The sequence below is a fragment of the Halobacterium yunchengense genome, assembly GCF_037031165.1.
Taxonomy (GTDB): Archaea; Halobacteriota; Halobacteria; order Halobacteriales; family Halobacteriaceae; genus Halobacterium; species Halobacterium yunchengense.
In genome coordinates, this window is sequence record NZ_JAYEZL010000001.1 from 730,252 (window position 1) to 752,785 (window position 22,534).

Annotated in this window: 18 protein-coding genes and 1 other RNA gene; 7 read left to right on the forward strand and 12 right to left on the reverse strand. The window is 71.0% G+C overall.

Annotated features, from left to right (window positions below; translation table 11 throughout):
- Positions 1-43: 43 nt before the first annotated feature.
- Entirely contained in the window at positions 44-277 is a 234-nt protein-coding gene (locus U5911_RS03725; RefSeq protein WP_336035388.1) for a hypothetical protein, read from the forward strand.
- Here U5911_RS03725 and U5911_RS03730 read toward each other — a convergent pair.
- The 3 genes from U5911_RS03730 to U5911_RS03740 form a co-directional block, all read right to left on the reverse strand.
- A complete protein-coding gene (locus U5911_RS03730) occupies positions 274-1,131 on the reverse strand; it encodes an ABC transporter ATP-binding protein (RefSeq protein WP_336035389.1) in 858 nt (285 codons plus the stop codon). The genes U5911_RS03725 and U5911_RS03730 overlap by 4 nt on opposite strands.
- A gap of 1 nt (position 1,132) precedes the next feature.
- Positions 1,133-2,254, reverse strand: a complete 1,122-nt coding sequence (locus U5911_RS03735; protein ID WP_336035390.1) for a FecCD family ABC transporter permease — start codon at positions 2,252-2,254, stop codon at positions 1,133-1,135.
- A 127-nt stretch (positions 2,255-2,381) separates the two neighbouring features.
- Positions 2,382-3,560, reverse strand: coding sequence for an ABC transporter substrate-binding protein (locus U5911_RS03740; RefSeq protein WP_336035391.1), 1,179 nt, complete (start codon positions 3,558-3,560; stop codon positions 2,382-2,384).
- Between the two features lie 276 nt (positions 3,561-3,836).
- Here U5911_RS03740 and U5911_RS03745 point away from each other — a divergent pair, with 276 nt between their 5' ends.
- Positions 3,837-6,476, forward strand: coding sequence for a valine--tRNA ligase (locus U5911_RS03745; protein ID WP_336035392.1), 2,640 nt, complete (start codon positions 3,837-3,839; stop codon positions 6,474-6,476).
- 76 nt (positions 6,477-6,552) lie between these two features.
- Positions 6,553-7,656, forward strand: coding sequence for an aminopeptidase (locus tag U5911_RS03750; RefSeq protein WP_336035393.1), 1,104 nt, complete (start codon positions 6,553-6,555; stop codon positions 7,654-7,656).
- A gap of 131 nt (positions 7,657-7,787) precedes the next feature.
- On the opposite strand, the gene rnpB is transcribed toward U5911_RS03750, so the two are convergent.
- Positions 7,788-8,177: RNase P RNA component (rnpB, locus tag U5911_RS03755), an RNA gene on the reverse strand.
- Between the two features lie 270 nt (positions 8,178-8,447).
- Here rnpB and U5911_RS03760 point away from each other — a divergent pair.
- Positions 8,448-9,083, forward strand: a complete 636-nt coding sequence (locus tag U5911_RS03760; protein WP_336035394.1) for a TIGR00296 family protein — start codon at positions 8,448-8,450, stop codon at positions 9,081-9,083.
- Between the two features lie 84 nt (positions 9,084-9,167).
- Here U5911_RS03760 and U5911_RS03765 read toward each other — a convergent pair whose 3' ends face one another.
- Positions 9,168-10,319 (reverse strand): nicotinate phosphoribosyltransferase, encoded by a 1,152-nt coding sequence (locus U5911_RS03765; RefSeq protein WP_336035395.1) that lies wholly within the window; start codon positions 10,317-10,319, stop codon positions 9,168-9,170.
- A gap of 84 nt (positions 10,320-10,403) precedes the next feature.
- Entirely contained in the window at positions 10,404-11,861 is a 1,458-nt protein-coding gene (locus tag U5911_RS03770; protein ID WP_336035396.1) for an Hvo_1808 family surface protein, read from the reverse strand.
- A gap of 106 nt (positions 11,862-11,967) precedes the next feature.
- On the opposite strand from U5911_RS03770, the gene U5911_RS03775 reads away from it, so the two are divergent.
- Positions 11,968-12,540: a cysteine hydrolase family protein gene (locus U5911_RS03775; protein WP_336035397.1), complete on the forward strand. Its 573-nt coding sequence runs from the start codon at positions 11,968-11,970 to the stop codon at positions 12,538-12,540.
- Between the two features lie 36 nt (positions 12,541-12,576).
- Here U5911_RS03775 and U5911_RS03780 read toward each other — a convergent pair whose 3' ends face one another.
- On the reverse strand, positions 12,577-13,446 hold the full coding sequence (locus U5911_RS03780) for a DUF8155 domain-containing protein (RefSeq protein ID WP_336035398.1): 870 nt from the start codon (positions 13,444-13,446) through the stop codon (positions 12,577-12,579).
- A gap of 51 nt (positions 13,447-13,497) precedes the next feature.
- On the opposite strand from U5911_RS03780, the gene U5911_RS03785 reads away from it, so the two are divergent.
- Positions 13,498-14,187: a lipoate--protein ligase family protein gene (locus U5911_RS03785; RefSeq protein ID WP_336035399.1), complete on the forward strand. Its 690-nt coding sequence runs from the start codon at positions 13,498-13,500 to the stop codon at positions 14,185-14,187.
- 24 nt (positions 14,188-14,211) lie between these two features.
- Entirely contained in the window at positions 14,212-15,474 is a 1,263-nt protein-coding gene (locus U5911_RS03790) for a dihydroorotase (RefSeq protein ID WP_336035400.1), read from the forward strand.
- Positions 15,475-15,525: 51 nt separating this feature from the next.
- Here the strand turns inward: U5911_RS03790 and U5911_RS03795 are convergent, their stop codons facing one another.
- The 5 genes from U5911_RS03795 to U5911_RS03815 all read right to left on the reverse strand — a co-directional run bounded on the left by U5911_RS03795 (position 15,526) and on the right by U5911_RS03815 (position 22,428).
- Positions 15,526-15,903 carry a DUF7268 family protein gene (locus U5911_RS03795; RefSeq protein WP_336035401.1) on the reverse strand — a complete coding sequence of 126 codons (378 nt, stop codon included), beginning with the start codon at positions 15,901-15,903 and terminating at the stop codon, positions 15,526-15,528.
- Positions 15,890-16,810 carry an ABC transporter permease gene (locus tag U5911_RS03800; RefSeq protein ID WP_336035402.1) on the reverse strand — a complete coding sequence of 307 codons (921 nt, stop codon included), beginning with the start codon at positions 16,808-16,810 and terminating at the stop codon, positions 15,890-15,892. Before U5911_RS03800 ends, U5911_RS03795 begins: the two co-directional genes overlap by 14 nt.
- On the reverse strand, positions 16,807-17,820 hold the full coding sequence (locus U5911_RS03805; protein WP_336035404.1) for an ABC transporter permease: 1,014 nt from the start codon (positions 17,818-17,820) through the stop codon (positions 16,807-16,809). The genes U5911_RS03800 and U5911_RS03805 overlap by 4 nt, the downstream gene beginning before the upstream one ends.
- Positions 17,821-17,882: 62 nt before the next feature.
- Positions 17,883-19,526, reverse strand: coding sequence for an ABC transporter substrate-binding protein (locus tag U5911_RS03810; RefSeq protein WP_336035406.1), 1,644 nt, complete (start codon positions 19,524-19,526; stop codon positions 17,883-17,885).
- A gap of 175 nt (positions 19,527-19,701) precedes the next feature.
- Entirely contained in the window at positions 19,702-22,428 is a 2,727-nt protein-coding gene (locus tag U5911_RS03815) for an ABC transporter ATP-binding protein (protein WP_336035407.1), read from the reverse strand.
- Positions 22,429-22,534 lie beyond the last annotated feature (106 nt).

The following is a 22,534-nucleotide window of genomic DNA, read 5'->3' on the forward strand; positions in this document are numbered from 1 at the left end:
GGACACCGAAAGGCTGGCGTGCCCGGCGGGCCCAGCGTCGGGCATGCGCGTGACCCTCCCCGTCCTGGTCGCGGTCCTCGCGGCGAACGACGTGCTGTTGCTGTGGCTGCTGGACGCCAGCGTCCCGGAGTCGCTGCTGTTGCTCGGGGCGACATTCCTCCTCGTGCTCCCGGCGGCGCTCGTCGCGTCGGCGGTCGGCGACACCGCGCCGTCGCGGACGGAGCTACACCGGGAACTCGAGGCGCTGCGCGAGCGCGTCGACGAACTCGAGGCCTAGTCGAGCGGCTGCCGCGGCACGATGCGCGGCTCGCCGTGCTCGGCGTCGAAAGACACGGCGGCGTCGACGTCGAAGACGTCCGCGAGCAGTTCCTCCGTCACGACGTCGGCGGGCGGCCCCCAGTCGTAGACGCTGCCGTCGTGGAGCGCGACGAGGTAGTCCGCGAACCGCGCGGCCTGCTGGAGGTCGTGGAGGACCACACAGACCGTGACGTCCGCCTCGCGGTTGAGCGTGCGCACGACCTCCATGACGCGGAGCTGGTGGTGGAGGTCGAGGAACGTCGTCGGCTCGTCGAGCAGGAGGACGTCGGTCTCCTGGGCGAGCGCCATCGCGACGAACGCGAGCTGCTTCTGGCCGCCGGACAGCTCGGCGAGCGGCGTCTCGCGGAGGTGGTCGACGCCCGCGAGGTCGATGGCGCGGTCGACGGCCTCGTGGTCGGCCTCGGTGAGCGGGTCGAGGAAGCCCCGGTGGGGGTAGCGGCCGTGCGTCACGAGGTCCGCGACCGTGAGGCCGCCGGGGGCGTCGTTCTCCTGGGCGAGCAGGCCGAGTTCCCGCGCGAGGGCCTTCGCGGAGCGCTCCTGGACGCGGCGGCCGTCGAGCAGGACGGTGCCGGCGCCGGGGTCGAGTTCCGCGGACAGCCCCTTCAGCAGCGTGGACTTCCCGGAGCCGTTCGGGCCGACGAGCGCGGTGACCTCGCCCGCGGGCACGACGAGGTCCTCGCAGTCGACGACCGTCTCGTCGCCGTAGCCGAGTTCGAGGTCCGTGGCGAACAGCGCGGCGTCGTCGACGGGGTCCTCGGGCGTGAACTCGGCGGTGTCGTCGTCCGTGCCGTCCGTGAGTGGGAGTCGTGTCATGCTAGAACTCGGTGAACGAATCCGTCCGGCGAAGCAACAGCAGGAAGTACGGGCCGCCGACGAGGCCGGTGACGACGCCGACGGGCACCTGCGCGCCGCCGAGGCCGAGGCGCGCGACGACGTCGGCGACGACGACGAGCGCTGGACCCGCGAACAGGCAGCCGGCGAGCAGGCGCCGGTAGTCGCTGCCGACCATCGTGCGGACGGCGTGCGGGACGACGAGGCCGACGAACCCGACGAGGCCGGCGACCGACACCGCCGCTGCGGTGGCGAGGATGGCGAGCGCGGAGAGCGCGAACCGCATCGTCTCGACGCGCATGCCGAGCGCGCGGGCGCGGCGCTCGCCGAGCAGGAGGACGTCGAGCTGGCGGGCGGCGACCAGGGACAGCGGCACGACGAGCAGCGTCGGGACGACGACGAGGCGGACGTCCGTCCAGCCGACGCCGGTGAGCGAGCCGGCGAGCCAGGAGACGGCGGTCCGCATCGCGCCGTTGGAGTCGATGAAGTAGAACACGCCGGTCTGGAGGCTGTTGAAGATGGTGCCGACGACGACGCCGGCGAGCACGAGCCGGACGGGCGTGGTGCCGCCGCGCCACGCGACGGCGTACACGAGCAGGAACGCGCCGGTGCCGCCGACGGCGGCCGCGAGCGGCAGGAGGTACGTGCCGAGCGAGAACACGATGGTGACGACGACGGCGAACCCGGCGCCCGAGGAGACGCCGAGGATGTAGGGGCTGGCGAGTTCGTTGCGCGTGATGGCCTGGAAGACGGCGCCGGCGACGGCGAGGTTCGCGCCGACGAAGACGGCGACGGCGACGCGGGGCAGCCGCATCGTCCAGACGACGGCGGTGGCGTCGGACAGCACGGCGAGGTCGGCGTTCACGCCGAGGGACTGGGCGAGGCCGTCGCCGAGCACGATGGTCGCGAGGATCTCGGGGTTCGTCCAGACGGCGCGGTCGAACAGCGCGCGCCAGACGGTCTCGAAGGGCATCTCGTAGGCGCCGTACCGGATCTGGACCAGGGACGCCAGCAGGACGACAGCGGTGCTGGTCGCGGCGATTGTGGCGAGCGTGGCGTCGACGTCCGGGAGCAGGACGTCGCGGACGCGGTACTGTCGTGACATCGGTTGGATAGTGGCGCGGGCTGGCCGGCCCCGGTGGCGTCGGTCGCAGCGCGCGCCCGGACTGCGTTCGTTCTTTAGGCCGACCTAAGAGTTGAAAAGCGTTCCGTCTACGGTGCGGCCCGCGGCGTCAGGCCGTGACGATGTCGGCGAGTTCGTCGCGGTCGAACAGCTCGCCGGAGAACGACTCGGGGTAGAGCGCCGTGGCGAACCGCTCCGTGAGGAACAGGTGCTGGATGGGGCCGAGGTAGATGGGCCCGCCGCGGTAGACGTCGCCGTTCTCGACCGCGGTGATGCGGCTGGCGGTGTCGTGGTCCTGCATGAACGCGAGGACGGTGTCCTCGAACTCCGCGCGGCTCTTCGCCTCGTGGCCGCGCACGAACAGCGCCTCCGGGTCGAGGTCCAGCAGCGTCTCGTAGTCGATCTTCGAGCGCTGGCTCTCCGAGAGCGCCTCGACGTCGGAGTTCGCGACGGCGTCCCGGACGTTCAGGTCGTGGAAGGCCTTCTTGTTCGCGCCCTCGCCGCTGAGGTGGTACGGCGAGAACTCCTCTGGCTGGTCGCTGCCGCCCCAGACGAGCGCGCCCCGCGGGCCCTCCTCGGGGACGTCCGCGGCGAGGCGGTCGACGAAGTCGTCGTGGAAGGCCGCGAACGCCTCGTAGCGCTCCTGCTCCCGGACGACCTGCGCGACCTTCTCGAAGGCGCCGTACAGCGTGTAGTAGTCGTAGTCGTGCCAGGCGTCCGTGCGGCGGAAGATGGTGTTGCCGAGGAACGGCGCGGCCCGCTCCTCGAGGAAGTCGACGTCCTCGCCGTTCAGTTCGAAGACGTTCGTCAGCCAGTTCGGGTCGACGAGGTAGAGGTCGGGGTCGACGTCCAGCAGCGTCTCCCGGGTGACGCCCTCCGCCACGAGGTCGACCATCGCGGACTCGTCGACGCCGACGCCGTCGAGTTCGTCGTAGACGTGGCTGTGGAACCGGGCTTTCTGGCCGACGGACGCGACGGCGTCGCCGTGGCCGAGCGCGACGAGCATGTCGGCGTACCCGGGCATGTAGACCGCGATGTCCTCGGGGACGCTGTCGAACTCGACCTCGCCGACGGGCGTCATGGAGACGGAGTACGACGAGGACGCCTCGGTGGTGGTCTCCTCGTCGCCGGACGCCGTCGTCCCGGCGTCCGTGGTGGGTTCGGCGGTGGTGTCCGCGGACGGTTCGGTCGTCGAGTCGCCGCTGCCCTCGTTCGGGCTGGCGCAGCCGGCGAGGAGGCCGGCGAGGGTGGCGGCACCGCCCGTCTTCAGGAACCTGCGTCGTCGCATACCTCGTTTTTGGTCGGCCTAAAGAACATAAGAACTCCGGTTTTTCGGCGACCCTAAATCGTGAGGGTCCGTCGCACGACCGCCGTTCGGGCCGCCGTGGCACCGGCCGGCCGCGTCACGGCGTGGCGCGCTACGGGAACCTTTATGGCCGCGCCACCGCTCCCCACGAGTATGCGCGTCGAGCCCGCGGTAGTACGTGTGTAGATTCCCTTCTCGCGCCCAGCGACGCGACCCACACGCGCAGCGACACGACCGCGGCCGACGACCCACCAACCCATGAGCGACATCCCGGACAGCTACGACCCGGACCGCATCGAACCCGAGTGGCAACGCGAGTGGCAGGACAGCGACGTCTACGCGTTCGACCCCGGCGAGTCGGACACCCAGTACGTCATCGACACGCCGCCGCCGTACCCCTCCGGGAACCTCCACCTCGGCCACGCGCTCGGCTGGTCGTACATCGACTTCGCCGCGCGCTACCGCCGCCTCCAGGGCGACGCCGTCCTCTTCCCGCAGGGCTGGGACTGCCACGGCCTCCCCACCGAGGTCAAAGTCGAGGAGGTCAATGGAATCCACCGGACGGACGTCTCCAACGAGGAGTTCCGCGACCTCTGCGTCGAGTGGACGGACGCGCGCATCGAGGAGATGAAACAGACGATGCGCGAACTCGGGTTCTCCCAGGACTGGGACTCGGAGTTCCGCACGATGGACCCCGAGTACTGGGGGAAGACCCAGGAGTCGTTCGTCGAGATGGCCGACGACGACATGGTGTACCGCGACGAACACCCCGTGAACTGGTGTCCGCGCTGCGAGACCGCCATCGCGGACGCCGAGGTCGAGAACGTCGACCGCGAGGGGACGCTGTACTACGTCACCTTCGAGGGGGTCGGCAACGACGACGTCGAGATCGCGACGACGCGCCCCGAGCTGCTCGCGGCGTGCGTCGGGATGGCCGTCGACCCCGACGACGAGCGCTACGCCGACCGCGTCGGCGACACCTTCGAGGTCCCGCTGTTCGGCCAGGAGGTCGAACTCGTCGCCGACGACGACGTCGACGCCGACTTCGGCACGGGCGCGGTCATGATCTGCACGTTCGGCGACAAGCAGGACGTCGACTGGTGGGCGGAGTACGACCTCGACCTCCGGCCCGTCTTCACCGAGGACGGCCACCTCAACGAGCTCGCCGGCGAGTTCGAGGGGCTGTCCATCGACGAGGCGAAAACCGAGGTCGCGGACGCGCTCGACGACGAGGGCTACCTGAACGACACCGAGCCCACCGAGCAGAGCGTCGGGTCGTGCTGGCGCTGCGACACCCCCATCGAGATCCTCTCGAAAGAGCAGTGGTTCGTCGAGGTCGACCAGGACCTCGTCCTCGAGAAGGCCGCCGAGATCGAGTGGATCCCCGACCACATGCACGACCGCCTGGTCGACTGGACGGAGTCCATGGAGTGGGACTGGGTCGTCTCCCGACAGCGCGTGTTCGCCACCCCCATCCCCGCCTGGGAGTGCGCGGACTGCGGACGCTGGCACGTCGCCGACGCCGCCGAGACGCCCGTCGACCCGACCGAGGACGACCCCGCGGTCGGCGACTGTCCGGACTGCGGCGGCCGCGACTGGCGCGGCGAGACCGACGTCATGGACACGTGGATGGACTCCTCGATCACGCCGCTGCACATCTCCGGGTGGCCCGAGGACATCGACCTCGAGGAGTTCGAGCCGGTCGCGCTGCGACCCCAGGGCCACGACATCATCCGCACGTGGGCGTTCTACACGCTGCTGCGGACGGGCGCGCTCACCGACGAGAAGCCCTGGGAGGAGGTCCTCGTCAACGGCATGGTGTTCGGCCCGGACGGCAACAAGATGTCGAAGTCCCGGGGTAACGTGGTCGAGCCCGACGAGGCAATCGAGGAGTACTCCGCGGACGCGGTCCGGCAGGCGCTCGCGCTCGGCGGCCAGCCCGGCAGCGACGTCCAGTTCCAGTGGAAGGAGGTCAAGTCCGCGTCGCGGTTCCTCACGAAGCTCTGGAACATCGCGAAGTTCGCCGACGGCCACTTCGACGAGGACACGCCCGACGTCCAGGACCCCGCGTACCGGGACGCCGACCGCTGGCTGCTCTCCGAGCTCACGCGCGTCACCGAGGAGGTCCAGGCCGAGATGGACGAGTACCGCTACGACGCGGCGATGCGCCGCCTCCGCGAGTTCGCGTGGGAGGACCTCGCCGACGACTACGTCGAGCTCGTGAAGGGGCGGCTGTACAACGGCCGCCCCGGCGAGCGCGCCGCCGCCGAGAAGACGCTGTACACCGCGGTCACGTCCGTCGTCCGGATGCTCTCGGTGTTCAGCCCGCACGTCACCGAGGAGGTCTGGCAGCACCTGCCCGGCACCGAGGGCAGCGTCCACGACGCCGCGTGGCCGTCCGTCGACATGCTCGACGAGGACGCCGAGACCGCCGGCCGCCACATCGCCGAGACCGCCAGCGAGGTCCGGGCGTGGAAGTCCGAGCACGGCCTGCCGCTGAACGCGGACCTTGACCGCGTCGAGCTCTACTTCGAGCCCGGCGAGAACGGTTCCCTGGACACGTACGACCTCAGCGAGGCCGTCAACGCCCCCATCAAGCTCGTCGAGGGGCGGCCGGACGTCGAGCTCGTCCCCGTCGAGGTCGACGCCGACGAGGCCGAGGTCGGGCCGGAGTTCCGCAGCGACGCGGGCGCCGTCCTGCAGGCCGTCGACGCGGCCGACCCCGCGGAGGTCCAGGCCCAGATGCACTCCGGGGACACCGTCAGCGTCGAGGCGGGCGGCGAGACGTACGAACTCGAGGCGGACTGGCTGACCGTCCGCGAGGAGTACCGCGCGGAGTCCGGCGAGGAGGTCTCGGTCCTCGAGGCCTCCTTCGGCACCATCCTCGTCTACGAGTAGGGCCGCGTCGAGTCGGGGACGGCGCCGCCGATTCCGGAAACCCACTGTTTTTCTCCGGCGTCCGCGAACTGGGCGTATGGACCCCCGTATCGAGGCCCACGCCGAGATCCTCGTGGACTGGAGCGCGCGCGTCGAGGCCGGCGACGACGTCGTGGTGAGCGTCGGCCCGGACGCCCACGAGCTCGCGGTCGCGGTCGCCGGGGCGCTCGGCGAGCGCGGCGCGAACGTCCACGCGACGTACGCGTCCGGCGAGCTCGGGCGCGCGTACCAGCTCGCACACGACGGCGACTTCGACGAGGACCCGGACCACGAGCTCGCGCTCTACGAGCGCGCCGACGCCGTCCTCTTCCTCGACGGCGGCCGGAACACGAGCGAGGGATCGGACGTCCCGCCGGAGACCCGGGAGGCGTACTCGAAGGCGCGGCAGGGCGTCCGGGAGGCGCGCCTGGACACCGACTGGGTGAAGACCGTCCACCCGACGCGGTCGCTCGCCCAGCAGGCGAACATGTCCTACGCGGAGTACCAGGAGTTCGCGTACGACGCCATCCTCCGGGACTGGGAGGCCCTCGCCGCCGAGATGGCGAAGATGAAGGAGGTCCTCGACGACGGCAGCGAGGTGCGGCTCGTGAAGGAGGACACGGACCTCACGATGTCCATCGAGGACCGCGTCGCGGTGAACTCCGCGGCGTCCGTGGCGTACGACTCCCACAACCTCCCGTCCGGCGAGGTGTTCACCGCGCCGCACGCAACGGAGGGCGAGGTGTACTTCGACGTCCCGATGACCATCCGCGGCGAGCGCGTCCAGGACGTCCGCCTCACCTTCGAGGACGGCGAGGTCGTCGACTACAGCGCCGCGCAGAACGAGTCCGTCGTCGGCGACATCCTCGAGACGGACGCCGGCGCGCGACGGCTCGGCGAGCTCGGCGTCGGGATGAACCGCGGCATCGACCGGTTCACGGACAACGTCCTCTTCGACGAGAAGATGGGCGACACCGTCCACCTGGCGCTCGGCCGCGCGTACGGCTCGAACTTCCCGCCGGACCGCGAGGACGAGGCGAACGCGTCGGCCGTCCACGTCGACATGATCACGGACGTCAGCGAGGACTCCGTCCTCGAGGTCGACGGGGAGGTCGTCCAGCGCGACGGGACGTTCCGGTGGGAGGGCGGCTTCGACGAGTAGGTAGCGGAGCACCCGCTCTGGCGTGGACCGTTCTAGCGTGGATTTAACGACGCGAGCGGACCCATCCCAACCGAGAACCGTCGCGACAGAGAACCGTCGTTAGAGAGAGCCATCGCTGGCGAGTAGTAGCGAGCTGGAGGGGAGTAAGCCCCCTTCTGTTCGGCTCGGCATTCGGCTGAGCGTCCGCGCGGCCCCTCTCGGGTGGTTCGGGCTACCTCGCGCGCACGGACTTGCACCGGCGGGGATTAGCCGTTCCATCGATCCCCTCCCTTGGTCGTGGCAGCGCCACGCTGGCTCGCGGCTGACGCCGCTCGCTTGTACCGTGGCAGCGCCACGCCCTCGGCGGGTTAGCTTCCTTCCCTTCCGGGTCGGGTCGCGCGCCTCATCGGTGGGGGAGGGACGTGTCGTCTCTGTTCCAGTGCCGACGGTCTCCCGTCCCGGACTTGCGTCCGGCCGCCCGCCCGAACGGGTGGGGGGACTTTCCTCATGCCTCGCGGCACGGGAGCCGAGCTCCCTCTGCTCACCCGTCCTAGGGGCCGGCCGGCGTTAAGGGGTTCGGTCCGCGGGACGGTTCGCGGTTCGTCGAAGGCCGCATCGACGAACGCGGGACAGGTTTCAATCCTGTGGCAGACGGAATAATCCGGAATTAATGACACGGAACCGCTAATTCATGCGATTAATACGCCTCTATCCAGTGGTTTCGTCCACGAGATCTGTTGACGAGAAATCTATCACGGTTCTCGACGCTCGAGGGAAGAGTTCAAGTTATTCCTTGGCATAATGAGTCTCGTATGGCCGAGGCCCAGACAGTAGTACTCTCCTTCGAGGACGGCGCTCGGACCGTTGAACTGGCACGCGAATCCGTGGAGGCGTTCGTCCAGAACGGCCAGCGCGAGCAGCCCGGCAGCATGCGGGACGCGTTCTACAACCGCACCAGCGCGTTCGTGCGCCTCGAGTCGACGCACGGCCGCGGCCGACTGCGAGGGTGCGCGGGCGCCCACGAGTCCGCCCGCGACCTCGGGAACGGCAGCCAGCAGCTCGGGCACGCCATCGTCGAGGCGTCCATCAAGGCCGCCTCCGACGCGTCCTGCGGCTCGGAGGTCGAGCCGGCGGAGCTCCCGAACCTCCGCGTGTCCGTCTGCACCGTCTCGAACCTCGTGCTCACCGACGACCCCGTCGAGGACATCGAACTCGGCGTGCACGGCGTCGCCATCGACGGCGACGGCAAGCACGGCTGGATGTACCCGACCCTGCCCGTCGAGAACGACTGGAGCGTCTTCGAGTACCTCGACCGCACGTGCCGCAAAGCCGGCCTGCCGAACGGCGCGTGGGAGGACGACGACGTGATGGTCACGCTCTTCGAGGGGCAGGTGTTCCGGGAGACCGGCGACGACAGCGAGCAGGCGGTCGAAGAACTCACGTCCTGACGCCAGCGGAACGAGCGCCGTCCTCGAGACGTCCCGACCGCCAGCCGTGGCGCCGCCACGGGCGGCCGGCGGCGCCGCGCGGCGTCACTCGCGGAAGCCGACGCGGTCGGCGTCGTCGAGCGCGCGGTCGGCGGCGTCGTCGAGGCCGAACGACCGCACGACGTCGCCGTCCCGGACGAGGGGTTCGAGCAGCGACCGCGCGCCGGTCGGGCCGGGGCGGTCGGCGAGCCCGACGTGGTGGCCGCCGTCCCGCGTCCGGTAGACGTCCTTCTTCCCGGAGAGCTTCCCGCGCTTGGCCGCGGGCTCGCCGTCGACCGCGACGATGTCCAGCGCGAAGTCCACGGGGTCGGCGTTCGAGACGTGGCCGCCCACCCCGAAGCCGTCCGCGACGTCCCGGAGCTCCCGGAGGGCCGCCGGGTCGAGGCCGCCGGAGAGGAACACGTCGACGTCGCCGCGGCCGCGCGCGTCCAGCTCCCAGCGCACCTCGCGGACGATGTGCCGGAAGTCGCCGCGCCGGGACGCCGTCGTGTCGAGGCGGACGCTGTCGAGGTCGTCGCCGAGCGCCTCGACGGCGCGGACGACCTCGTCCTTCTCGTCGCTGTACGTGTCACAGAGCGCGACCCGCGGGACGTCCTCGGGGACGGCCTCGTCGAACGCCCGCCAGGCGGCCTCCTGGTTGCCGCGCCCGAAGCAGATGACCAGCGCGTGCGGCATCGTCCCGGCGGCCTCGCGGCCGATGACGTCGCCCGCCGCGACGTGCGAGAAGCCGTCCAGGCCGCCGACCAGCGCCGACCGCTCGACCATCGCCGCGATGGAGGGGTGGACGTGGCGCGCGCCGAAGCTCAGGATCTGGGAGTCCGGCGCCGCGCGCCGCGCCTCGAGGGCGGCGGTGGCGACGCCGGACGCGTGGGAGAGGAACCCCAGCAGCGACGTCTCGTAGCGCGCGAACTCGCGGTAGTCGCCCTCGATCCGCATCACGGGACCGCCGTCGAACAGCGTGCCCTCCGGGAGCGCGTCGACGTCGACGGGCAGCCCCTCGAGGAGGTGGGCGGCGTCTTTCACGCCCGCGAGCAGTTCGAACTCCCCGCTCGGGAACTGGTCGGCGGTCACCTCCGCGACGACGTGTGGGTTCTTCCCGGCGTGGTCGAGCGTGGTCTCGGTGCGCTCGAAGTACGCGTCCGTCGCGCGGCCGTCCGCGATGGCGTCCGGCGGCACGACGTCGAAGCCGGCCGTCACCGCGGGACCACCCGTCGAGTAGCCTGCATGGCTCGCGGTACTCGCGGCACGGCGAAAAAGCCTCGGCCTGCGCCGGTCGGCCGGTTACCGGCCGTGGACGTCCTCGAGGTCGTCGACGGTCGGCGCGTTCACGACCGTGACCTCGTCGCCGGAGACGGTGACGCGGAACGCGTCCGCGAACCCGCTCTCGCCCTCGGGGATGCGCCACACGCCGTCGCTGCGCTGCTCGGCGCCCCAGTACCGGAGGAGCTCGCGGTAGGTGTCGGCGAACTCCTCGGCGTCCCGCTCGGAGTCCCACGCAATCCGCCACGTGTACGCGGTCTCCTCGCCGTTCTCGTACACCCAGAGCTGCTCGCCGTCCCAGCCGGCGACCGGCGGGGTGGCGTAGTCGAACGGCGAGCTCCGCACGACCTCGCCGTCCTCGTCGAGGTTCAGCGGATTGAGGACGAAGTCCTGGGGGTGGCGGTCCTGCTCGTAGGCCGGGTAGCCGAACATCGCGGTGAGGCCGCCGACGCCGACCTCGCCGTAGGGCGCGCGGCCGTCGACGGTGACGCGCTCCCAGTCGCTCGTCGAGCGGTCTGGCAGCGTGACGTTCGTCGGCGCGTCGCTGCCGTACTTCTCGGGCTGGGCGACCTGCTCGCTGGACGCCGGCGGGTCCTCGTAGACGGCCTCGACGGCGTCCCAGCCGCCGTCGTCGTGGACGTGCTCGACGAAGTTCGCGCCCGCGCTGTACGGGAAGTACTTCATGATGTAGATGCCGAGGTGGATGTCGCCGCCCCCGCCGCCGCCCGCGGACTCGGGGCTGGCGCACTCCCACTCGGCGCCGCAGCGGTCGCCGTAGTCGTTGTCGACGGCGCTCGCCTCGCCCTCGATGAGGGCGTTGTTGGCGTTGGACTCGTCGCGGGTCGCCGACGAGAAGTTCGCGTCGAAGTTCCGGAACTGCAGGGCGTGCACCAGCTCGTGGCCGAGGGTCGTCTCGTCGATGGTCGGCGTCTCCGACTCGGAGATGACGACGATGCGGTCGTCCCGCGGCGTGTAGAACCCGAGGACGTTCGACCCGCGGTTGGACTCCTGGACGGCGAGGGAGTCGCGGTCCTCGCCGACGAGGAACAGCGCCTCGAATTTCACGTTGTCGAAGGTCCGCATCGCCTCGGAGTGGTCGCCGCTGCCGGCGTACTCCTCGCGGTAGGTGTCCCGGGAGATGACGTCGACGGACACCGGCTCCTCGAACTCGATGCCGCGGAGGTGCTCGACGCGCGCCATCGACCGGTTGATCACCATCTCCCGCTCGGACTCGTTGAGGCCGTCCGAGGCGGTCACCGGGAGGGACTCGTTGTGCCAGTAGCCGCCCTCCCAGCCGAGGACGTCCTCCTCGGGGTCGGCGTAGTCGAAGTCGCTGTCGTTGTCGCCGGTGGTCGCCGGCGGCGCGTCGGTCGTCTCCACCGCCGTCGTCTCGCCCGCGTCGCCGGTGACCGCGGGCGTCTGACAGCCCGCGAGCACGACGAGCGCGACCACTGCGACGGCGAGCAGTCGGCGTGCCATTGGGCGAGATTGGGGGTCGGAGACGTAAAACCCTGCGCACGTTCGCAGCCGGGACGACGGCCGACCCCGCACAACGGCTTAGTGGTTCGGCGCGGACCACTCGCACATGGAGTTCGACCCCGCCAGCACCGCGGTCGTCGTCGTGGACATGCAGAACGGGTTCTGCCACCCGGAGGGGAGCCTGTACGCGCCCGCCAGCGAGGACGCCCTCGACCCCGTCGGGGACCTCGTGGCGCGAGCGCGGGACGCCGGCGCGCGCGTCGTGTACACGCGGGACGTCCACCCGCCCGGCCAGTTCGTGGACAACCACTACTACGACGAGTTCGAGCGCTGGGGCGAGCACGTCCTCGAGGGGTCGTGGGACGCCGAGTTACACGACGACCTGGACGTCCGCGACGAGGACCACGTCGTCGACAAGCACACGTACGACGCGTTCTACCGGACCGACCTCGAGGGCTACCTCGACGCGCACGGCGTCCGCGACCTCGTCGTCTGCGGGACGCTCGCGAACGTCTGCGTGCTGCACACCGCCGCCTCGGCGGGTCTCCGCGACTACCGGCCGGTGCTCGTCGAGGACGCCGTGGGGTTCATCGAGGCCGAGCACCGCGAGTACGCCCTCGAGCACGCCGACTGGCTGTTCGGCGAAGTGTCGGAACTCGAGGACGCGTCGTTCGCGTAGGCCGCCAGGCACGCGCCGCGGCGCCTCGCCGGGGCGCTACGCGACGCCGACCCGGACACGGTCGCCCACCGCGAAGTCGTGGCCGGGCGCGACGAGTTTGACGCCGAGTCGGTCGACGCCCAGCCACAGCGAGAGGCCGTGAATCGGCTCGCCGTCCGCGGTGACCGTCACGTCCCGCCACGCGATCGTGTCCCCGTCGACGACGTCGCCGACGGTCGTGCCGAGGAAGGGGACTGGTCGGCCTGCGCCGCCGTCGGCCTCCGCGCGGCGGTCGCGGGCCGCCGCCGGGGTGGCGCCGCCGCCCTCGTAGTGGGGGAGGCCGCCGTCGAGCACGCGGCCGTCGTCGGTCGCGACGCCCGCGACCGTCTCCCCCGGTGCGGGGTGCTCGGGGCTGTCCAGCAGCGCGTACGTGTCGCCGGTCTCGACGACGGTGCCGGTGCCGTCCCAGGGGACCGCCTCGATGCTCGCGCCGAGGTCCAGCGGCAGCGAGCCAGACGCCCGGACGGGGTTCTGGTCGCGCTCGCGGAAGCCGACGTGGAGGTGGTTGGCGACCCACGGCGCGAAGAAGCCCGAGCGCACCATCGCGCCGAGGCTGTCGCCGACCGCGACGGCGTCGCCCGCGTCGACGCCGGGGTCGACGTGGAGGACGCGCGCGAGGTGGGTGCCGGTGTCCACGACGACGAGGTGGTCCTCGTCGACGGCGTACGGCTTCGACGGACACCGGACGGTCCGGACCTCGACGACCTCGCCGGCGACGGGGCTGGGGGCGCACACGGCGCGGCCACGGCCGGGTTCGGGGGCAGGGTAGAGGTCGACCGCGCAGCCGGCGTCGTGGGCGGGGTACGGCGAGTTGTAGCGGGACGCGCGGGGGTACCGCGCGAGCACGTCGCCGTCCAGCGTGACCATACGGCCCGTTCGGACCGCCAGCGTTTACCGCCGTCGGTCGTAGGGGTGGGTATGCGAGTCGTGCGAGGGCGGCGGGACGACCCGGACGCGGACCGCGCGGTCACGCGGGACGTCCTCGAGTGGGTCCGGGAGTCCGGCGAGCCGGCCGTCCGCGTGTGGGCGCCCGGCCGCCAGCTCGCGTTCGGGCGGCGGGACGCCAACGAGGACGGCTACGACGCCGCGCGCGAGGCGGCACGCGAGCGCGGCTTCCCGCCCGTCGAGCGCAGCGTGGGCGGGCGCGCGGTCGCGTACACGGCCACGACGCTGGCGTTCGCGCGCGTCACGCCCCTCGACGACGTCCGGACGGGGCTCGGCGAGCGCTACGACGCGATGGTCGCGGACGTGCTGGCCGCGCTCGCGGCGGTCGGCGTCGACGCCCGCGAGGGCGAGCCCCCGGAGTCGTTCTGCCCGGGCGACCACTCGGTGTCCGCTGACGGGAAGGTCGCGGGCGTCGCCCAGCGCGTGACGAAGGGCGCGGCGCTCACCTCGGGCGTGCTCGTCGTGGACGGCCGCGAGGAGATCCGCTCGGTGCTCGCCGACGTCTACGGCGCGCTCGGCGTGCCGTTCGACCCCGAGTCCGTCGGGAGCGTGGCGGCCGCCGGCGGCGACGCCGACCGCGTGCGCGAGGCGCTGGAGGACGCGCTCGTCGGGGACGCCGACCGGGACGTGGTGGCCGCGGGCGCGCTGGAGCGCAGCACTTAGGCGCGCGCCGGTCGGAGTCGGCGTATGCAGGTCATTCGGAACGCGACGCTCGCGGACGGCCGCGTGCGGGACGTCCGCGTCGACGGCGAGCGCGTCGACGCGGTCGGCGAGGACCTCGACGGCGAGACGCTCGTGGACGCGACCGGGAAGCGGCTCCTGCCGGGGATGATCGACGTCCACGTGCACTTCCGCCAGCCGGGGTTCTCGCACAAGGAGACGTGGGCGTCGGGGTCGCGCAGCGCGGCCGCCGGCGGCGTCACCACCGTCGTCGACCAGCCGAACACGGACCCGCCGACGGTGACGGGCGCCGCGTTCGACGAGAAGGCCGCGTTCGCCGCCGAGTCCGTCGTCGACTGGGGGATCAACGGCGGCGTGACGGCGGACTGGGACCCCGAGTCGCTGTTCGACCGGCCGCTGTTCGCGCTCGGCGAGGTGTTCCTCGCGGACTCCACGGGCGAGATGGGCATCGAGGCGGACCTGTTCGAGGCGGCCTGCGAGCGCGCCGCCGACGAGGACGTCGTCGTCACGGTGCACGCGGAGGACGCCGACCTGTTCGCGGACGCGGCGAGAGACCGGGACGACGCCGACGCCTGGAGCGCGTACCGCACGCCCGAAGCCGAGGAAACCGCCGTCGAGCGGGCTGTGGCGGTCGGGAACGACGCCGACGCCACGATTCACATCGCGCACACGTCGACGCCGGAGGGCGTGGACGCGGCGAAGGCGGGCGGCGCGACCTGCGAGGCGACCCCCCACCACCTGTTCCTCTCCCGCGAGGACCTCGACGACCTCGGGACGTTCGGCCGCATGAACCCGCCGCTGCGCAGCGAGGCGCGCCGCGAGGCGCTGTTCGAGCGGCTGGCGGACGGCCGCGTGGACGTCGTGGCGACCGACCACGCGCCCCACACGCGCGAGGAGAAGGACGCGAGCGTCTGGGACGCGCCCTCCGGCGTGCCGGGCGTCGAGACCGCGCTCCCGCTGCTCGTGCAGGCGGCCAGCGAGGGCCGGCTCTCCTTCGAGCGCGTCCGGGACGTCACGGCCGCGAACCCCGCCGCCGTCTTCGGCCTGCCGCGGAAGGGCCGCGTCGAGGCGGGCGCGGACGCCGATCTCGTGCTCGTCGACCCCGACCACTCGACGGAGATCCGCGGCGACCGCCTGCACTCGGCGTGCGACTGGACGCCGTTCGAGGGGCTGGGCGGCGTCTTCCCCGAACTCACGATGGTCCGCGGCACCGTCGTCTGGGACGGCGAGTCGGTCGCCGACGGCGACGGCGAGAACGTCCGCGCGTAGCGGCCGGCCGCCGGGCGCCGCACAGGTCCGGCGCCGCGCGGGTCCGGGCGCCTACACGCCGAGCGCGATGGACGCCAGCGCCGCGGCGACCACCCAGCCGGCGCCCGTCCACGACAGCACGAAGAACGCCTGGCGGGCGCCCGCCTCCGTCCACCCGGAGCTCACGTCCAGGCGGTCCTGCATCCCCTCGATGGTGCGACCGAGGCTCACCGACGTCGACCACGCGGTCACGCCGAACCCGAGCACGAGCCCCCCGAGCGCGAACGCCGTGTCCGTCGCCGCCTTCGGGGACCACACCGCGAGCAGGGCCGCAGAGAGGGCGGCGCCGACCGCCGCGCCGACCAGCGCCCAGCGGGCCGCGCCGACTGCGAGCGCGCGGTAGCGTTCCGCGCGCGGCCGCGACGACCCGACGGGGTCAGTCGACGGCATCCCGCATCCGCGGGTCGAGCGCGTCCCGCATCCCGTCACCGAGGAGGTTGAACCCGAGCACGGCCAGCGCGAGGAACAGGCCGGGGAAGAACGACCACCACCACGCGCCCGAGAACAGGCCGCGCTCGACGCCCTCCGAGAGCATCATCCCCCACGAGGGGTCGCCGGGGCTCGCGCCGAACCCGAGGAAGGACAGCGCCGCGATGTCGATGATGGCCAGCCCGTAGTTCAGCGTCGACTGCACCGTGATCGGCGCCAGGCAGTTCGGGAGGACGTGCCGGACGAGCAGCCGCGGGTCGGTCGCGCCGAGCGCGCGCGTCGCCTCGATGTACTCGTCCTCGAGGACTTTCAGCGCCGCGCCGCGCACGACGCGCGCGAACCGCGGCGTGTACACGAGCGTCAGCGCCGCCACCGCGCGCCACAGGCCGAGACTCTCCGGGAAGATGGTCACCAGCGCCAGCGCGAGCAACAGCGACGGGAACGACAGCAGGACGTCCATCGTCCGCATGATAAGGTTGTCCGCGAGGTCGCCGTAGTACGCCGCGAGGATGCCCGCCCCGATGCCGAGTACCGTCGACGCCAGTACGGTCGCGGTCCCGAACTTCAGCGCGTACCACGCGCCGTACAGCACGCGCGGGAAGATGTCGCGGGCCTGGCCGTCGGTGCCGAACCAGAACTCCGCGCTCGGGGCCGCCTCCGTCGGGTTCGCGTCGAACCGGGTCGCGACGATGGCGTCGACGCTGTACGTCAGGCGCGCGTAGATGGCGACGACGAACATCGCGACGATGATGCTGAGGCCGACGACCGCGATGCGGTTGGACAGCAGTTCAGTGAGGAACGGGCTGGCGCGCAGTCGCTCCAGGACGCCGCGTTCCACGTCCGCCGATTGCGATGATTCCGTGCTCATTGGTCGATCCGGGGGTCGAGGATGGAGTACGTGATGTCCACGAAGAGGTTCACGAGCGTGTACATGAACGCGAACACCAGGACGGTCGCCTGCACGACCGGGTAGTCACTGCGGCTGATGGCGTCGACCAGGAGGGTGCCGATGCCGTTGATCTCGAAGACCGTCTCCGTCAGCACGGAGCCGCCGAGCATCGACCCGAACATGATACCGATGATGGTGATGACGGGGATGAACGCGTTCCGGAGGCCGTGTTTCATGACGGTGATCTTCGCGCCCTGGCCCTTCGCGCGCGCGGTCCGCATGTAGTCCTGCCGGATGACCTCCAGCAGCGACGACCGCATCATCCGCGAGATGAACGCCATCGAGTAGATGCCGAGCACGGTGACCGGCATCAGCAGGTGCATCACCGCCGACCGGAACGCCGCCATGTCGCCGGCGACGAGCGTGTCCACGAGGATGAGGCCGGTCGTCTTGTCGATGAAGTGCGCCGAGCCGATGCGCCCGCTCGTCGGGAGGACGCCGAGGACCTGCGCGAACAGCAGGATGAGCAGGGGACCGCTCCAGTAGATGGGGACGCTGATGCCGGCGAGCGCGCCGACGCGCGTGAAGTGGTCGGTCCACGTGTCCTGCTTGACCGCGCTGACGATGCCCAGCGGGATGCCGAACAGCAGGCCCGCGATCTGACCGAGGACGGCGAGCTCGACGGTGACCGGGAGGCGGTCGGCGAGCAGCTCGGTGACCGGCATGCCGCGTTGGACCTGGTAGGACTCGCCGAGGTTCAGGGTCACGACGTCGCCGAGGAATCGAACGTACTGCTCCCAGAGCGGGTCGTCTAGACCCATATCAGCGCGTACCTGCTCGATGTACGCTCGCTCCGCCCGTTCGCCGGCGATGGCAACTGCGGGGTCGCCGGGCGAGAGGTGGAGGACGGCGAACACCAGCGTCGCCACGCCGAAGAGGACGGGGACGAGCAACAGGAGTCGCTTGGTTACAAACCGCTTTGATACCATTACTCGAACCCGGGAGTTCGAGCGACAAAAAAGGTCCTGTCCGACCGCGCGCTACCGGCCCGTCACTCGACCTCGACGAGGTCGAGGTGCGGGCCGCCGATGGCGGAGACGGTGTAGTTGCTCACGCGGTTAGAGACGCCGCGCAGCTCGTCGGCGTAGTCGATGTACACCCACGGCGCCTCGTCGTGGGCGATCTGGGACGCCTCCTGGTAGAGGTCCTGGCGTTCGTCCTCGTCGTAGACCTGCTGGGCCTCCTCGACGAGGTCCATGTAGTCCTGGTTCGCCCACGCCCCGCGGTTCGAGGTGTTGAAGCCCTCGGTGCCCCAGTCGACGTAGTCCTGCCCCTCGGGAGACTCGACGCCGGGGTGGAGCAACACGTACATGAAGTTGTCCGGGTCGGCGTTGTCGGTGTACCAGCCCGAGAGGGACGCGTCGTGGCGGCCCTCGGCGGTGTACGTGAGGTAGTCGGAGAACTGGCGGTCGTCGATGGTGACGTCGATGCCGACGTCGCCGAGGTTCGTCCGGATGGCCTCCGCGGTGGGGAGCGGCGCCGGGTTGTAGCCGCGGGCGTTCTGGAACGTCGTCAGTTCGAACTCGAACCCGTCGCCGTAGCCGGCCTCCTCGAGCAGCGCCTCCGCCTCGTCGGGGTCGTGCTCGTAGGGGCTGAGGTCGTCGTCGTGCCCGAACAGCGCCGGCGGGCACGGCTGGTCGGCCTGCGAGGCCATGCCGGAGTAGATCTCCTCGACGATGCTCTCCGTGTCGATGGCGTAACTGATCGCCTGCCGGACGCGCCGGTCGCGGAACGCCTCGACGCGGGACTGGTTGAACACCATGTAGCCGATGTTGATGCCGGTCGCGGAGCGGGTCTCCGCCGTGTCGGACTCGTCGACCGTCTGGATGGTGTCCGGGTCGAGACCGTCGATGATCTCCATCTCCTCTTCGACGAGCGCCTGGGCGCGAGTGGAGTTCTGGCCGCGCGTCAGGAACAGGAGCTCGTCGACGTTCGCGCCCTCGCCCCAGTAGTCGTCGTAGGCGGTCAGCTGGATGCGGTTGTTCGCGTTGTCGAGTTCCTCGAGCTGGAACGGCCCGGTACCGACCATCTCCTGGCCGAGGTCGGTGTCGCCTTCGATGGCGTCCTGCGAGATGACGACCGCCGCGAACATCGCGAGGTTCCGCAGCATCGGCGCGTACGGTTGCGTGAGTGTGAGGTTGAGCGTGTAGTCGCCGTCCTTGGACGCCTCCTCGATCCAGTTCCCGAACGTGACCCCGCCGTAGACGGACGCGTCCTCGAAGTAGTACTCGTAGTCCTCGTCGGTGAACCGACGGAACGTCGCGATGAAGTCGTCCGCCGTGAAGTCCGAGCCGTCGTGGAACGTGACGTCCTCGCGGAGCGTCAGCGTGACGTCCGTACCGTCGAGGTCCCAGTCGGTCGCCAGCGACTCGGTGAGAGTGGTCTCGCCGGGGTTGAACGCGATGAGGCCCTCGTAGGCCTGGTTGGTGACCTTCGCGACTTCGCCGCTGGTCGTGTTGTGGGGGTCGAGCGTGTCGGAGTGTGCGCTCCGGCCGTACCGGAGGGTGCCGCCGCCGTCGCCACCGCCGCCGCCGAGACACCCGGCGACGGAGCTCGTCGCCGTCGCGGCGACCGTGGCGCTACCGGCAGCTTTCAGGAAACTACGCCTGGAAACCTGGCTGTCATTGCCTGCCATAAGAGTACCCCATACAGCTACATAAATAATACTACCGGACGGGGACGGAACGCCGCTCGGGCGGCCGAACCGGTTGACAGGTCATCACTGTGGGAGTCGGTAATTCTTGCCGTTCCGCACGAGGGTGGCGGTCTGTCGCGGCGGCGAGAGCCGATTCACTCAACGAGCCGACCTGCTACTCGGCGTCCGCGAAGAGGTGGCAGGCCGCCGGGTGGTCGTCGTCGCCGAGGTGGGGGTCCTCGCGCTCGCAGACGCTCTCGAAGGTCTCCCGGAGCACGGACTCGGCGGCCTCCCAGTCGCCGTCGTCGAGGTGGTCGAAGGACTCCTCGACGGCGTCCCGGGCGCGCCCCGACAGCGGGCCGTCGAAGAACTCCTCGCGCAGCACCGCGTGCAGGCTGGAGCCGCCGTCGGCGACCGCCGCGTCGGCCGCGTCCCCGCCCGCGGCCTCCGCGCGCGCCGCCTCCAGATCGATGTCGCGAGCCTCGACGCGCTGCCGGTAGAACATCACCTCGCGGTAGCGCTCCTGCTCGATGTCGAGGTCCTCGGGGGGGATCACGGACGGACAGCGCGTGCGGAAGTGACAGCCGCTCGGCGGGTCGATCGGCGACGGCACGTCGCCTTTCAGGATGGTGCGGTCCCCGGTCTCCGCGAGCGGGTCGGGCTCGGGGATCGCCGACAGCAACGCGTTCGTGTACGGGTGCTTCGGGTCGTCGAACAGGTCGTCGGTCTCCGCGACCTCCACGATCTCGCCGAGGTACATCACGGCGACCCGGTCGGCGATGTGGCGCACCACGGAGAGGTCGTGGGCGATGAAGAGGTACGTCAGCCCGAACTCCTCCTGGAGGTCCTCCATGAGGTTGATGATCTGGGCCTGCACGGAGACGTCCAGCGCCGAGACGGGCTCGTCGGCGACGATGAAGTCGGGGTCGACCGCGAGCGCCCGCGCGATGCCGACGCGCTGGCGCTGCCCGCCCGACAGCTCGTGTGGGTAGCGGCCGTACTGGCTCTCGTCCAGCCCGACCTCCTCGAGGAGTTCGAGGACGCGCTGTCGCCGCTGGCCCTTCGCGAGCCCGTGGATCTTCAGCGGCTCCATGATGGTCTGCCCGACGGTCATCCGCGGGTCGAGACTGGACATCGGGTCCTGGAAGACCATCTGCATGTCCTTGCGCTTCTCGCGGAGCTCGGACTTCGAGAGGTCGCCGAGGTCCTCGCCCGCGAACACGACGGTGCCGTCGGTCGGCGGGTCGAGGTGGAGCAGCGCCCGGCCCGCCGTCGACTTCCCGCAGCCGGACTCGCCCACGAGTCCGAGCGTCTCGCCCTCGTGGACGTCGAGGTCGATGCCGTCGACGGCCTTCACGCTGGCCTTCTCGCCGAACACGCGGTCGAGGACGCCCTCCTCCTGCTCGTAGTACTTCCGCATCCCCTGCAGGGAGACCAGCGGCTCCCCGACCTCGTGTGTCACCGTGGACTCGACGCCGGCGGTGCCGTACTCGCTCTGGTCGAACTCGGGGAGGATGCACTTCGAGCGGTGGTCGACGTCCTCGGGCCCGTGCTGGAGGTACGGGATCTCGCCCTCGCGGCACTCCGGTTTCGCCCACGGGCACCGCGGCGCGAAGTGACACCCGTCGGGCATGTCGATGAGGTCGGGGACGTTGCCCTCGATGGGCGTCAGCCGGTCTTTCTCCTCGGTCGGGATGGACTCCAGGAGCGTGTACGTGTAGGGGTGGCTGGGGTTGTGGAAGATCTCCTCGACGGGCCCCTCCTCGACGATCTCGCCGGCGTACATCACGGCGACGCGGTCGCAGGTCTCCGCGACGACGCCGAGGTCGTGGGTGATCATCAGCACCGACATCCCGAACTCCTCCTGGAGGTCGTCGATGAGGTCCAGGATCTGGGCCTGGATGGTGACGTCCAGGGCCGTCGTCGGCTCGTCGGCGATGAGCAGCTGCGGCCGGCACGCCAGCGCGATGGCGATGAGCACGCGCTGGCGCATCCCGCCGGAGAACTCGTGGGGGTACTCGTCGAGGCGCGTCGTCGCCTCCGGGATGCCGACCTCGGTGAGGATGTCCACGACGTCCGCGATCACCTCCTCGTCGTACTTGCGGCCGCCGATCTTCGGGAGGATCTCCCGGATGCCGTTCACCCACGAGTCCGTTTTGCGGTCGCCGTACCGGTGGAGGCGCAGCGACTCGGCGACCTGCTCGCCGACGGTCACCGCGGGGTTCAGCGACGTCATCGGGTCCTGGAAGATCATCCCCATCTCGCCGCCGCGGACCTTCCGCATCGCCTCCTCGGGCGCCGCCGTGAGGTCGACGGTGCCGTCGGTGACGGTGACGTCAGCGGCGCTCGCACCGCCCGCGATGCGCTCGCGGGCGGCGTCGTCGACGTACACGAAGCCGTCCGACGCCTCGTCGACGGCGTCCTCGAGGTCGTCGGCGACCGCGTCGGCGTCCGCGCCGTCCGCGAGGCGGTCGGCGGCGTCACGCAGCGCGGGCGCGAGCGACGCGGGGTCGTCGTCGCCGGCGAGGTCGTCCGCGATGCCGCGGAGCTCGGCTGGCGCGGACTCGACGTCCTCCTCGACGCGGAGGTCGCCGACGAGCGTCCAGACGGCGTCGACGAGCTCGAACGGGTAGGGGACGACCGCGTCGTCGTACTCGGCGGCGAACTCGGCGGCGAGGTCGGTGGCCTCGAACGTCACGCGGCCGTCGACGACCTCCCCGGGGTCGTCGACGAGGTCCATCGCGGACAGCGCCGTGACGCTCTTCCCGGAGCCGGATTCGCCGACGAGGCCGACGGTCTCCCCCTCCTCGATGGTGAGGTCGATGCCGTCGACGGCCTTCACGGCGCCGCGTTTCGTGTTGAACTGCGTCCGCAGACCGGAGAGCGACAGGAGGTCAGTCACTGGGAGAACGTCACAGGGCGCCCAAGAAATAGCTTGCGGGACTGGCACAGCAGGCCACCGGACCGCCGGCGCCGCCGCTGCCGTCGCAGGCGTGGGCAACGCTTAT